Source organism: Tersicoccus mangrovi (assembly GCF_036881825.1).
GTDB lineage: Bacteria > Actinomycetota > Actinomycetes > Actinomycetales > Micrococcaceae > Tersicoccus > Tersicoccus mangrovi.
Genome location: NZ_JBAJMW010000005.1, coordinates 262,969 through 276,178, shown reverse-complemented (window position 1 = coordinate 276,178; position 13,210 = coordinate 262,969). Strand labels below are relative to the sequence as shown.

The window sequence follows — 13,210 nt, the reverse complement described above, 5'->3', positions numbered from 1 at the left end:
CCGATCCTAGCCAGCCGCACCGCCGCTCCCGCCCGTTCGACCGTCGCGGCCCTACGCTGGTCCAGCGGCCTGGGGCCGGCTCCGTGCCAGGAGCCGGGCCGCCACGAGACGGCCACGTCCGACACCACCACGACGCCCCGACCGGGAGGACGAATGCGCGTTGCCGCACTGCAGGCACAGGCCGAGACCGCGGACCCCGAGGCCAACCTCGCGACCATCGCCGAGGCCGCGCACCGAGCCGCCGCCGACGGCGCGGCGGTCCTCGTGACACCGGAGCTGTTCGTCACGGGGTACGCGCCGGTTCGGATCGGCTCGGGCTTCGACCCGGCCACCGTCCCCGCCCTGCTCGAGGCCGCCGCGGGCGTGGCCCGCGAGGCCGGCATCGCCCTGGTGGTGAGCCTGCCGAACACCGACGCCGGCACCGGCCCGCTGATGATCACGGCGACGCTGTTCGACCGCACGGGTGAGGCCGTCCTGTCCTACGCGAAGGTGCACCTCTTCGGGCCGGACGAGTCGGCCGCCTTCACCGCGTCCTTCGCGGCGCCCCGCGTCGTCGACCTCGACGGCGTGCCCGTGTCCCTGTTGATCTGCTACGACGTCGAGTTCCCCGAGTCCGTCCGCGCCGCCGTCGACGCCGGTGCCGAGCTGGTGCTCGTTCCCACGGCGCTGTCAACCGGTTTCGACACGGTGCCCCGGATCCTGCTGCGCGCCCGGGCCCTGGAGAGTCAGGTCGCCATCGTGTACGCGAACCACAGCGGCACCGAGGACGGCCTCGACTTCCTCGGCGGCAGCGTCGTCGTCGGCGCCGACGGCACCGTGCTCGCCGAGGCCGGTGCGGGGCCGCGGCTGCTGATCGCCGACCTGCCCGAGGACGGGGTCGGCCTCGCTCGCGGAGCCGTGCCCTACCTGGTCGAGCGCAGGACCGACCTGTACCGGCAGTGGCACGAGGACCGGACGGCAGCGGACCGGACGGCAGCGGACCGGACAGCAGCGAACGGGACAGCAGCGGACCGGACAGCAGCGAACGGGACAGCACCGGGCGCCTGAGCGCCCGGAGCCGGTGCGGGTGGGCGCGGGCCTGCGCGGGTGATCACGAGGGAGTACCGCCGGCTGGTCGATGCCGGCGACGAGGCCGACCCCACGACCGGGGTCGTCGAGGAAGAGGAAGAGGTGGCCCGGCGATGACCGTCGCGAGCGACACGACGCACGAGGACCAGGGGCACGCCCGGGATCGCATCACGATGCTGAACCCGGACTTCCCGTTCAGCTACGACCGCTACGTCGCCCACGAAGCCGGGCTCGGCTCCGTCCCGGCGGACCGCTACGGCACCGAGGTCGCCGTCATCGGCGCCGGCGCCTCCGGGCTCGTCACCGCGTACGAGCTGATGAAGCTCGGCCTGCGCCCGGTGGTCTACGAGTCGGACCGCATCGGGGGCCGGCTGCGCACCGAGGCGTTCCGCGCCGCTCCCGGCGTCGTCGCCGATCTCGGCGGCATGCGCTTCCCGGTGTCGGGGCGCACCTTCTACCACTACCTCGACCGGCTCGGCCTGCGGACCGAGGCGTTCCCCAACCCGCTGGCGGAGGTCACCCCGAGCACGGTGATCGAGCTCGGCGGCCGGTCGTACTACGCGCGCACGGCCGAGGACCTGCCGCCGTTCTTCCACGAGGTCGCCGCGGCCTGGAGGTCCGCGATCGACGACGGCGCCGACTTCGTCGCGATGCAGGAAGCCATCCGCGCGCGGGACACGGCGCGGATCAAGGAGCTCTGGAACGCGCTGCTGCCGCGGCTGGACGAGCAGACGTTCTACGGGTTCATCGCCGCGAGCGAGGCGTTCCAGCAGGCCGGGTTCGACCACCGGGAGGCGTTCGGGCAGGTCGGCTTCGGCACCGGCGGCTGGGACACGGACTTCCCCAACTCGATCCTCGAGATCCTGCGGGTCGTGTACACCGACGCCGACGACGGGCACCGCCGCATCGTCGGCGGGGCGCAGCGCCTGGCCGAGGCGCTGTGGGAGCACGAACCCGAGGACCTGGCGCACTGGCCGGCCGGGACGTCGCTGGCCTCCCTGCACGGCGGCGCGCCGCGCGGTGCCGTGGCCTCGATCCTGCGGGAGGGTGACGGGAACCTGCAGGTGACGGAGCGTTGGGGTCGCACCACGGAGTACCCGGCCGTCGTGACCACGTGCCAGTCCTGGCTGCTCTCGACCCGGATCCACACGCAGGAGAGCCTGTTCGACGCGCGGATGTGGTCGGCCATGGAGCGGTCCCACTACATGCAGTCGTCCAAGACCTTCGTCCTGGTGGACCGCCCGTTCTGGCGCGACGTCGACCCCGCCACGGGCCGGGAGCCGCTGTCGATGACGCTGACCGACCGGCTCAACCGGGCCACGTACCTGCTCGACGACGGGCCGGACAAGCCCGCCGTCATCCTGCTCTCCTACACGTGGAACGACGACGCGCTGAAGTGGCTCGCCCTCACGGGCCACGAGCGGGTCGAGCTGATGCTGCACTCGCTGCGGCAGATCTACCCGACCACCGACATCGCCAGCCACATCATCGGGGAGCCGATCACGGTCTCGTGGGAGGCGGACCCCAACTTCATGGGCGCATTCAAGGCGAACCTGCCCGGCCACTACCGGTACCAGCGGCGGCTGTTCACCCACTTCGCGCAGGACGGGCTGCCCGAGCACCAGCGCGGCATCTTCCTGGCCGGGGACGACATCTCCTTCACGGCCGGGTGGGCCGAGGGCGCGGTGACCACCGCCCTGAACGCCGTGTGGGGCGTCATGCACCACCTGGGAGGGTCCTCCGCGCCGGGCAACCCCGGGCCGGGCGACCTGCTCGACGAGTTCGGCCCGGTCGACCTCGATCGACCGTGAACGGCTGACCGGACCCGGCGGCGGGCCCGCTCAGGGTTCGACGCCCTCAGGGGAAGACGATCGTGCGGTGGCTGTCGAGCAGCACCCGGTGCTCGGCGTGCCACGCGACCGCCTGGCGCAGGGTCCGCGTCTCGACGTCCCGGCCCATGGCCACCAGGTCCGCGGCCGCGTGGTGGTGCTGCACCCGGACGACGTCCTGCTCGATGATCGGCCCCTCGTCCAGGTCCGCGGTCACGTAGTGCGCGGTCGCCCCGATCAGTTTGACGCCGCGCTGGTGCGCCTGCGCGTAGGGCCGGGCGCCCTTGAACGAGGGCAGGAACGAGTGGTGGATGTTGATGGCCCGGCCGGCCAGGTCCGCGCACAGCCGGTCGGAGAGGATCTGCATGTACCGGGCGAGGACCACGAGGTCGACGTCGTGCTCGGCGACGAGCTCGCGCAGCCGGTCCTCGGCGGCGTCCTTCGTGGCCGCGGTGACCGGGACGTGCACGAAGTCGACACCGTAGAACGCGGCCAGCGGCGCTAGGTCCGTGTGGTTGGACACGATGACCGGGATCTCGATCGGCAGCAGCCCGGCCCGCTGGCGGAACAGCAGGTCGTTGAGGCAGTGCGCCTCGGTCGAGACCATGATGAGGGTCCGGGTGGGGGAGCCGGTGGGGAAGAGCTCCAGGTCCATGGCGAACTGCTCGACGACGGGCGCCAGCCGGTCGCGCAGGGCGTCCAGGCCCGCACCCACGTGTGCGTCGACCCGCATGAAGAACCGGCCGGTCACCTCGCTGCCGTACTGCGCGGACTCGTCGATGTTGCCGTCGGCCGCCGCGAGAGCGCCGGTGACGGCGTGGACGATGCCCGGCCGGTCCGGGCACGAGAGCGTGAGGGTGACAGCGGTGGCGGAGGAGTCGGCGAGCACGGTCCCGAGGATATCGGCGGCGCCGTCGCCGTCCCGCACGGTCGTCGTCACGGTCCGTTTCACGCCCGCGGACGAGGGTGCCTTCGGTGTACCGTGAGCCACGACGGGACGCGTGACTGGCGTGAGGTGGACGACCACCGGGGAGCGCGCCCGGTGAGGGGACCGGCCACCGTACGCCTGGGTGGAGTCCACGACGACCGCGCTGCCGCGTGACCCGTCCGCCACATCCGCCCCCGCAGGAGACCACCGTGAGTCCTTCCACCGCCACCGCCCTGAACACCCAGCCCCTGGCCGAGGTCGATCCCGAGATCGCCCAGGTCCTGGCCGACGAGCTCGGCCGCCAGCGCGGCACGCTCGAGATGATCGCCTCCGAGAACTTCGTGCCGCGTGCCGTGCTCCAGGCGCAGGGCTCCGTGCTGACCAACAAGTACGCCGAGGGCTACCCGGGCCGGCGCTACTACGGTGGCTGCGAGTACGTCGACGTCGCGGAGAACCTCGCCCGCGACCGGGCGAAGGCCCTGTTCGGCGCCGAGCACGCCAACGTCCAGCCCCACGCGGGCGCCCAGGCCAACGCCGCCGCCCTCGCCGCGATGATCCAGCCCGGCGACAAGCTGCTCGGTCTCACCCTCGCGCACGGCGGGCACCTGACCCACGGCATGAAGCTGAACTTCTCCGGCAAGCTCTACGAGGTCGCCGCGTACGGCGTGAACCCGGACACCTACCGGATCGACATGGACCATGTCCGCGAGCAGGCGCTCGCCGAGCGGCCGCAGGTCATCATCGCGGGCTGGTCCGCTTACCCGCGGCAGCTCGACTTCGCCGCGTTCCGTTCGATCGCCGACGAGGTCGGTGCCCTGCTGTGGACCGACATGGCGCACTTCGCCGGCCTGGTCGCGGCGGGTCTGCACCCGAACCCGGTGCCGCACTCCGACGTCGTGACCTCGACCGTGCACAAGACCCTCGGCGGTCCGCGCTCGGGCATCGTGCTCTCGAAGGCCGAGTACGCGAAGAAGATCGACTCCGCGGTGTTCCCGGGCCAGCAGGGCGGCCCGCTCATGCATGCGATCGCGGCCAAGGCCGTCGCCTTCAAGATCGCCGCGGGCGAGGAGTTCGCCGAGCGGCAGCGCCGCACCGTCGCCGGTGCGCAGATCCTCGCCGAGCGGCTCTCGGCCGCCGACGTCGCCGAGCACGGGGTGTCCGTGCTGACCGGGGGCACCGACGTCCACCTCGTGCTGGTGTCGCTGAAGGACTCCGCGCTGGACGGCAAGCAGGCCGAGGACCTCCTGCACCGGGCCGGCATCACGGTCAACCGCAACGCCATCCCGTTCGACCCGCGGCCGCCGATGGTGACCTCGGGTCTGCGCATCGGCACCCCCGCGCTCGCGACCCGCGGCTTCGGCGAGGACGAGTTCCGTGAGGTGGCGGACGTCATCGCCCAGGCGCTCAAGCCCGGCGCCGACGTCGAGGCCCTCCGGGCCCGCGTGGAGAACCTCGCCGCCGACTTCCCGCTGTACGAGGGCCTCGAGGAGTGGTGACCGCCGCCTGAGGCGGCACGCCCCGGTCGGTCAGCGCCGGTTCGCCGGCGCCTGCTCGGCCGGGGCGAACACCTTCCCGGGGTTGAGCAGGCCGTCCGGGTCGAACGCGGCCTTGATGCGGCGCTGCAGGGCGAGCTGGTCGGTGCCGAGTTCGTCGCCGAGCCACCGGCGCTTGAGGATGCCGACGCCGTGCTCGCCCGTCAGGGTGCCGCCGAGCTCGATCGCGTACTGGAACAGCTCGTCCGCGGCGTCCCACACCGGTTGCGGCACCTCGTCGCCCGAGAAGATGAACGTCGGGTGCAGGTTGCCGTCGCCGGCGTGCGCGTTCGTTGGGATGACGACGTCGTGGCGCTGCGCGATCTCGGCGATCTTCCGGTACATCGCGGCCAACCGGTCCCGGGGCACCGCCACGTCCTCGATCAGCGCGGTGCCCAGCCGGGTCATCGCCGGATGGACCTGGCGGCGCACCTCGACGAGGCGCGCGGCCTCGGCCGGGTCGTCGGCGAACTCGGCCCGCGCCCCGTTCTCCTCCAGCACCGCGCGGATCTGCTCGGCGGTCGCCTCGGCGCCCGCCCCGTCGGTCTGCAGGAGCACGTAGGCCCGCCCCCTGCCGACCAGGTCGACACCCGTGTGCGCGCTGACCGCGGCCAGGATCTGCTCGTCGAGCAGCTCCATGATGGCCGGCTCCAGGTGCGCGGCCGTGATCGCGGAGCAGGCGTGCGCGGCCGCCTCGACGTCGTCGAAGAACGCGGCGATGGTCGGCACCGGCCCGGTGATGGCCGGCCGCAGCTTCAGGGTGCACTCGACGATGACGCCGAGCACGCCCTCCGAGCCGATCATCAGGGCGCACAGGTCCAGTCCGGTGACGCCCTTGACGGTGCGGTGACCGACGCTGATGAGGGTGCCGTCCGCGAGCACGACCTTCAGGGCGAGCACGGACTCGCGCGTGACGCCGTACTTGGCGCACAGCAGGCCGCCGGCGTTGGTCGCGATGTTGCCGCCGACCGAGGAGATGTCCTTGCTCGCCGGGTCCGGGGGCCACCACAGGCCCTGCTCCGCGAGCTGGGCGTTCAGGGCGCCGTTGAGCACGCCGGGCTGGACGACGGCCAGCCGGTTCTCGGGGGAGACCTCGATGACCCGGTTCATCCGGGCGGTCGAGAGCACGACCTCGCCGGCCCCGCCGATCGCGCCGCCGGCCAGGCCGGTGCCCGCGCCGCGGCTGACGATCGGGGTGCCCGTCGCCGTGCAGATGCGGCACACCGCCTGCACGTCCTCGACGTCCTCCGCCTCGACCACCGCCAGCGGCGGCGCGTCGGTCGCGTGGCCGGACTCGTCGGTCCGGGCCCGGGTCAGCGACGCGTCGTCGATGCGGACCTTCGCGCCGAGGGCCTCGAGGAGCAGGCGCACGACCTCGGGGGTCTGCTCGTCGCTGCCGGCGTCGGCGGCCGCGCCGTCCGGGGTGGTGGCGCCGCGGCCGGTGCCGGTGACGGGTCGGTTGTCGGGGCGCTCGTCGGGGCGCTTGTCGAAACGGTCGTGCGGACGCTGGTCGGTCGTGTCGGAGGACGTCATGGTCGGATCTCCTTCGCAGCGGGTCGAGGACAGGGCGGCCCCGGCGCACGCACCGCGGACGGGAACCGTCCGCGACACGTGCCGGCGAGGTCGGGAGGGTCTGGGCATTCGCCGGTGTGATTTCCTACACTGTCACGAGTGTCCACCGACTCGCCCGCCGGGCGTGGTGCCGCCGTGACCTCGGCGGCCCCCGACGCTCCGGTGCATCCCTCGCATCCTGCCCACCCACCCGCCGTCATCTCCGCTCGTGACCTGACCAAGGTCTACGGCGACACGCGCGCCGTCGACGGCATCAGCTTCGACATCCCCGCCGGCGAGTCCTTCGGCTTGCTCGGCCCCAACGGCGCCGGCAAGTCCACGACGATGCGGATGATCGGCGGGGTCACCGGCCGCACCGGCGGCGACCTGACGATCATGGGGCTCGACCCGGAGAAGCACGGCCCGGAGGTCCGCGCGCACCTGGGCGTCGTGCCCCAGCAGGACAACCTCGACGAGGAACTGAAGGTCCGCGACAACCTGCTGGTCTACGGCCGCTACTTCGGCTTGCCGTACCGGTACCTGCAGCCGAAGGTCGACGAGCTGCTCGAGTTCGCCCAGCTGACCGAGAAGGCGAAGGCCAAGGTCGATTCCCTGTCCGGCGGCATGAAGCGACGCCTGACGATCGCGCGAGCGCTGATCAACGAGCCCCGCATCGTCATGCTCGACGAGCCGACGACGGGCCTGGACCCGCAGGCGCGGCACATCCTGTGGGACCGCCTGTTCCGCCTCAAGGAGCAGGGCGTCACGCTCGTGCTGACCACCCACTACATGGACGAGGCCGAGCAGCTGTGCGACCGGCTCGTCGTCGTCGACCAGGGCCGGATCATGGCCGAGGGCTCACCCGCCGCCCTGATCCGCCAGTACTCGACCCGCGAGGTGCTCGAGGTGCGCTTCGGCACGGACCGCAACGCCGCCGCAGCCGACACCCTGGCCGGGGTGGGGGAGCGGATCGAGGTGCTGCCGGACCGGGTGCTGCTCTACGCCGAGGACGGCGAGGCGGCGCTCGACGAGGTGACCGCCCGGGGACTGCATCCGATCACGTCGCTGGTGCGCCGGTCCTCGCTCGAGGACGTGTTCCTGCGGTTGACGGGGCGGAGCCTGATCGAATGATCAGGACAGCCAGAATGATCAGGACAGCCAGAATGAGTGTTCCCGCCGCCCTGACGTACTCGGGCCGTGCGCACAGTGCCGCGATCTCCGCCGCCAAGGCTCGGCGTTGGGGGGCCTTCTACTACGCCGAGCACGCGCTGCGCACCATGCGCGCGTACCTCGGCACCATCGTGCTCGAGAGCGTCGGCTCGCCGCTGCTCTACCTGTACGCGCTCGGGGTCGGCCTCGCCGTGCTCGTCGACCGCAACGGCGTCGCCGCGAACGGCGTCAGCTACCTGCAGTTCGTCGCGCCCGCGCTCGTCACCTCCGCCGCCCTGATGACGGTGGGGCTCGAGATGATGTTCCCCGTCATGGACGGCTTCAAGTGGCGCCGCGTGTACTACGGGCCGAATGCCTCCCCGCTGACGCCCGGGCAGATCGCCGCCGGTCACCTCATGGCCATCAGCGTGCGGCTGACCGTCCAGACGGTGGCGTACGTCGCGATCCTCTACCTGTTCGGCGCCGTCCCGTCGCTCGGCACGGGCTGGCTGATCGTGCCCATCACGGTCGTCGGCGCGCTCGCGTTCGGGGCGCCCGTGATGGCATACTCGGCGTCGCTGGACAGCGAGGGCTTCCAGTTCTCCATGGTCCAGCGGTTCGTCATCACCCCGCTGTTCCTGTTCTCCGGCACGTTCTACCCGCTCGAGACGATGCCGGGCGGCCTGCAGTGGATCGGCTGGATCTCCCCGCTGTGGCACACGACGCAGCTGGCCCGCGTCGTCTCCTTCGGGCTGTCCGTGCCGCCCTGGCTGCTCGTCGTGCACGTGACCGTGCTGCTCGTCCTCGCCGTCGGGGGCATGATGCTCGCCCGCCGGTTCTTCACGGTCAGGCTCGGCCGATGACCGCCCCCGTCACGGCGACGCCGCAGCTGACGCCGTCCCGGCGCCCGCTCGCGGCGCTCTACTCCCGCAACGCCCGCGCCGTCATCGGGCGCGGACTGCGGGTGATCCGCAGCCAGAACTGGGTCATCCTCGTCTCCGGGTTCTTCGAGCCGGTCTTCTACCTGCTCTCCCTCGGCGTCGGCCTCGGCACGCTCGTGGGCCGGGTCGAGGGTCCGGGTGGGACGACGATCAGCTACGCCGCGTACATCGCGCCGGCCCTGCTCGCGGTCTCGGCCATGAACGGGGCCGTGTACGACTCGACGTGGAACGTCTTCTTCAAGATGAACTTCGGCAAGCTGTACCAGGGGATGCTCTACACCTCGCTCGGCCCCTTCGACGTGGCGGTGGGGGAGATCTTCATGGCGCTGCTGCGCGGGGCGCTCTACGCCGTCGGCTTCACCGGGGTGATGGTGGTCTTCGGGCTGGCCCAGTCCGCGTGGACGCTGCTGCTCATCCCGGCCGCGGTGCTGGTCGCGTTCGGCTTCGCGAGCTTCGGGATGGCGATCACGAGCTACATGAAGACGTTCCAGCAGATGGACCTCGTCACCTTCGTCATGATGCCGATGTTCCTGTTCAGCGCCACCTTCTACCCCCTCTCGGTCTACCCGGAGCCGATCCAGTGGGTGGTCCGCGCGCTGCCGCTGTGGCACGGGGTCGAACTGATGCGCCAGATCAGCGTGGGCGTCTTCACCGGCGACACCGCCCTGCACCTGCTCTACTACGTCGTCATGATCGTCATCGGGCTGACCCTGACGACGAGCCGGCTGCGGGCCCTGTTCCTCAAATAGCGCTGTTCCTCGAGTAACCCGTTCGCCTCTGGTGGAACCTCGCCGGGGGCGGACCCGGGTACGGGAGAATAGGGCCATGGCTGGCTCGACGCGTCCCGATCCCCGTTCCGCTTCCCGGGCTGGTTCCACCGCGCCCGCAGGAGGGTTCCTCTCCGGTGGCGGTTTCGCCGGACGCGCGTACGACGGCGCCGTGAGCGGCGCGCGCCGTTCGCCCCTGGGCGGCGGCGGCCTGATGGTCGCGGTCGTCATGGTGGTCTTCCTCGTCGCCGTGGTGTTCGCCGCCAACCAGAACGACGTCATCGGCTGGCTCGTGGCCATCGTCGCGGCCGGCTGGCTGATCCTTGCCGTCGTCGTCTTCCTCGCGGTGCGCCGGGCCGCGCGCTTCGGTGCGACCCAGCTCGCCACCGCCAACGACACCCTGCGCTCGGCCGCCGGCCTCGCGCCGTCGGGCAGCGCGAGCACCCGCGTGGTCTCCGCCGGCGGCGCGGACCCGGTGCGGGACGAGAAGCTCGCCCACAGCCTGCACATCGTCCAGGTGCAGGGCCGCGTCGTCGAGCAGGAACTGGCCAAGGGGCCCGCCGCCCAGGATGCCGGCCAGGTGTCCCGGGCGCTCGAGACCATCCAGATCACGGCCCACAACGCGCTCGGGATGCTCGGCGTCGACGACGCGGCACCCCGTCGCGGCGACACCGGGCGTGCCGGCGCGAACGGCTCCGGCTCGAACGGCTCCGACGGCGGGCCGATCAGCGGCACGATCGTCGACTGACCTTCCGATCGAGCTCCCGATTCACTCACGGTCACCGGAATCAGGTGCGCCGCGGCCCGGCGGTACAGTTGATCGGGTGACACCGCTGCCCGTGCCGACGACCACCGAGGACCCGACCACCGAGAGCGACGCCACGATCGACACCGGGATCGAGGCTGCGAGCGCCACCCGCCGGCTGCGCGTGGCCAGCGTCAACGTCAACGGCATCCGTGCGGCCTTCCGCACCAGCGGCGTGCGGGCCGGCAACGGCGACGGGATGCGCGAGTGGCTCGCCGACCGGGACGTCGACGTGCTGACCCTGCAGGAGGTGCGGGCGCCCGACGCCGTCGTCCACGAGCTGCTCGGACCGGACTGGTACATCGCCCACGCCGAGGCCGGGGCCAAGGGCCGCGCCGGTGTCGCGATCGCCACCCGCCTCGAGCCCACCGCGACCCGGATCGGTATCGGCGAGGACTACTTCGCAACGGCCGGCCGCTGGATCGAGGTCGACGTCACCGTCCCCACCGCCGCCGGCGACGCCCGGCTCACCGCGGTCAGCGCCTACGTGCACTCGGGCGAGGCGGGCACCGCCCGGCAGGAGGACAAGTACCGCTTCCTCACCGCGATGGAGCGGCGCCTGCCCGAGATCCGGCAGAGCGCGGACCTGGCCGTCGTCACCGGCGACCTGAACGTCGGGCACACCACCCGGGACATCAAGAACTGGAAGGGCAACGCGACCAGGGCCGGCTTCCTGCCCGAGGAGCGCGCGTACTTCGACCGCTTCTTCGGCGTGCACGGCTGGGTCGACGTGCACCGGGCCCTCGCCGGCGACGTGGAGGGGCCGTACACGTGGTGGTCGATGCGCGGGTCGGCGTTCGACAACGACGCCGGGTGGCGGATCGACTACCAGATCGCCACCCCGGAACTCGCGCGGGCGGCGACGACCGCGAGCGTGGACCGCGCGGCGTCGTGGGACACCCGCTGGTCCGACCACGCGCCCCTGGTGATCGACTACCACCTCTGACCCTCCACACGCACCCGACCTCGAAGGAAGCCCCGTCCATGGCCACCCCGCCACGTCCCCGCGTCCTCTCCGGAGCCCAGCCCTCCGCCGACAGCCTGCACCTGGGCAACTACATCGGGGCCGTGCGCAACTGGGTGCAGATGCAGGACGACAACGACGCGATCTACTTCATCCCCGATCTGCACGCGATGACGGTCGAGCACGACCCCGCGACGCTCGCGGACCGGACCCGCCGCACCGTCGCCCAGTACATCGCCGGCGGCGTGGACCCGGACCGCTGCACCCTGTTCGTCCAGTCCCACGTGCCCGAGCACGCCGAGCTGGCCTGGGTGCTCAACTGCATCACCGGGTTCGGCGAGGCGTCCCGGATGACGCAGTTCAAGGACAAGACCGCCCGCTACGGCGTCGACGCCGCGACGGTGGGCCTGTTCGCCTACCCCACGCTCATGGCCGCGGACATCCTGCTCTACCAGGCCCACCGCGTGCCGGTGGGGGAGGACCAGCGCCAGCACATCGAGCTGACCCGCAACCTCGCCCAGCGGTTCAACACCCGCTTCGGCGAGACGTTCGTGGTGCCCGAGGGGTTCATCCCGCCGGCGTCGGCGAAGATCTACGACCTGGCGAACCCGGCGGCGAAGATGTCGAAGTCCGCGGTGTCCCCGGCCGGGCTGATCAACCTGCTCGACGAGCCGAAGGTCACCGCGAAGAAGATCAAGTCGGCCGTGACCGACAACGGCACCGAGATCCGCTTCGACCGCGAGGCCAAGCCCGGCGTCTCCAACCTCCTGGCCATCCACTCCTCGCTCAGCGGCCGCAGCATCCCCGAGCTCGAGCAGGACTACGCCGGCCGGATGTACGGCCACCTCAAGGTCGACGTCGCGGACCTCGTGACCGACTTCGTCGTGCCGTTCCGTGAGCGGACGACGGAGCTGCTCGCCGACCCGGCGGAGCTGGACGCCATCCTGGCCCGCGGCGCGGAGAAGGCCCGGGTGATCGCCGGGCAGACGCTCGCCGACGTGTACGACCGGGTCGGCCTGCTGCGGCCCTCCACCGGCTGGGTCCGCATGCCCGTGGCGGCCGGCGAGAGCTGACGATGGCGACGCTGACGGCGGGTTCGCTCGGGGTGGTCATCGCCGTCCCCGGTTCCCTCGCGCAGCAGCTGCACCAGTGGCGTGCGTCGTTCGGGGAGGCGGCGACCGGGCTGGTCCCGCCGCACGTGACCATCCTGACCAACGGGGTCACGGACGACGTCGACGCCGCGGTCGGCGCGGTGGCTGACGTGGCGGCCCGCACTGACCCCTTCACGATCGTGCTGCGCGGCGCGGGCAGCTTCCTGCCGCACTCGCCGGTCGCGTTCCTGCGCCTGGCCGCGGGAGCGGGGGAGTGCATCGACCTGCACGAGGGCATCGTCGCCGCCGGCATCGCCAGTGGCGCGCTCTTCCCCTACCACCCGCACGTCACCCTCGCGCAGGGCGTGGGCCGGGACTCCCTCGACGAGGCCCTGATGCGGTTCTCCGGGTTCGCGGCGCAGTTCCCCGCGACGACCCTCGGCGTCTTCCGCGCCGGGCAGACGGAGTGGGAGCAGGTCGGCGAGGTCCCGCTCGGCGGCTGACGCCGCCGCTCTGTCCCCCGCCTTCCACCAGCAGGGACGACGACGGCCCGGGCGATTTCCCGCCCGGGCCGTCCGTGTTGTC

General features: G+C 72.0%; 12 protein-coding genes and 1 riboswitch. Of the genes, 10 read left to right on the top strand and 2 right to left on the bottom strand.

The features are described from left to right. The first annotated feature begins 153 nt into the window (after window positions 1–153). Window positions 154–1,047: a nitrilase-related carbon-nitrogen hydrolase gene (locus V6N00_RS11850; protein WP_334232573.1), complete on the top strand. Its 894-nt coding sequence runs from the start codon at window positions 154–156 to the stop codon at window positions 1,045–1,047. 134 nt (window positions 1,048–1,181) lie between these two features. After that, window positions 1,182–2,879 carry a flavin monoamine oxidase family protein gene (locus tag V6N00_RS11845; protein WP_334232572.1) on the top strand — a complete coding sequence of 566 codons (1,698 nt, stop codon included), beginning with the start codon at window positions 1,182–1,184 and terminating at the stop codon, window positions 2,877–2,879. A 46-nt stretch (window positions 2,880–2,925) separates the two neighbouring features. On the opposite strand, the gene purU is transcribed toward V6N00_RS11845, so the two are convergent. After that, entirely contained in the window at window positions 2,926–3,786 is an 861-nt protein-coding gene (gene purU, locus V6N00_RS11840; RefSeq protein ID WP_334232746.1) for a formyltetrahydrofolate deformylase, read from the bottom strand. A 102-nt stretch (window positions 3,787–3,888) separates the two neighbouring features. After that, window positions 3,889–3,976, top strand: a riboswitch (ZMP/ZTP riboswitch). 58 nt (window positions 3,977–4,034) lie between these two features. Between purU and glyA the strand changes: the two genes are divergently transcribed. Then, window positions 4,035–5,321 carry a serine hydroxymethyltransferase gene (glyA, locus tag V6N00_RS11835; protein ID WP_334232571.1) on the top strand — a complete coding sequence of 429 codons (1,287 nt, stop codon included), beginning with the start codon at window positions 4,035–4,037 and terminating at the stop codon, window positions 5,319–5,321. 30 nt (window positions 5,322–5,351) lie between these two features. On the opposite strand, the gene V6N00_RS11830 is transcribed toward glyA, so the two are convergent. Next, window positions 5,352–6,890 (bottom strand): FAD-binding oxidoreductase, encoded by a 1,539-nt coding sequence (locus tag V6N00_RS11830; RefSeq protein ID WP_334232570.1) that lies wholly within the window; start codon window positions 6,888–6,890, stop codon window positions 5,352–5,354. Window positions 6,891–7,064: 174 nt separating this feature from the next. Between V6N00_RS11830 and V6N00_RS11825 the strand changes: the two genes are divergently transcribed. The 7 genes from V6N00_RS11825 to V6N00_RS11795 all read left to right on the top strand — a co-directional run bounded on the left by V6N00_RS11825 (window position 7,065) and on the right by V6N00_RS11795 (window position 13,128). Next, the gene (locus V6N00_RS11825) at window positions 7,065–8,039 is read left to right on the top strand and encodes an ABC transporter ATP-binding protein (RefSeq protein WP_416385085.1); all 975 of its coding nucleotides are present in this window, start codon (window positions 7,065–7,067) and stop codon (window positions 8,037–8,039) included. A gap of 32 nt (window positions 8,040–8,071) precedes the next feature. Then, complete coding sequence (locus V6N00_RS11820) at window positions 8,072–8,920, top strand: ABC transporter permease (protein ID WP_334232569.1); 849 nt, start codon at window positions 8,072–8,074, stop codon at window positions 8,918–8,920. Then, entirely contained in the window at window positions 8,917–9,747 is an 831-nt protein-coding gene (locus V6N00_RS11815) for an ABC transporter permease (RefSeq protein WP_334232567.1), read from the top strand. The genes V6N00_RS11820 and V6N00_RS11815 overlap by 4 nt, the downstream gene beginning before the upstream one ends. A gap of 76 nt (window positions 9,748–9,823) precedes the next feature. Beyond that, on the top strand, window positions 9,824–10,513 hold the full coding sequence (locus tag V6N00_RS11810) for a hypothetical protein (protein WP_334232565.1): 690 nt from the start codon (window positions 9,824–9,826) through the stop codon (window positions 10,511–10,513). 148 nt (window positions 10,514–10,661) lie between these two features. Next, complete coding sequence (locus V6N00_RS11805) at window positions 10,662–11,516, top strand: exodeoxyribonuclease III (RefSeq protein WP_334232744.1); 855 nt, start codon at window positions 10,662–10,664, stop codon at window positions 11,514–11,516. 38 nt (window positions 11,517–11,554) lie between these two features. Beyond that, entirely contained in the window at window positions 11,555–12,607 is a 1,053-nt protein-coding gene (gene trpS / locus V6N00_RS11800; protein WP_334232563.1) for a tryptophan--tRNA ligase, read from the top strand. A gap of 2 nt (window positions 12,608–12,609) precedes the next feature. Further along, entirely contained in the window at window positions 12,610–13,128 is a 519-nt protein-coding gene (locus tag V6N00_RS11795; protein WP_334232562.1) for a 2'-5' RNA ligase family protein, read from the top strand. Window positions 13,129–13,210 lie beyond the last annotated feature (82 nt).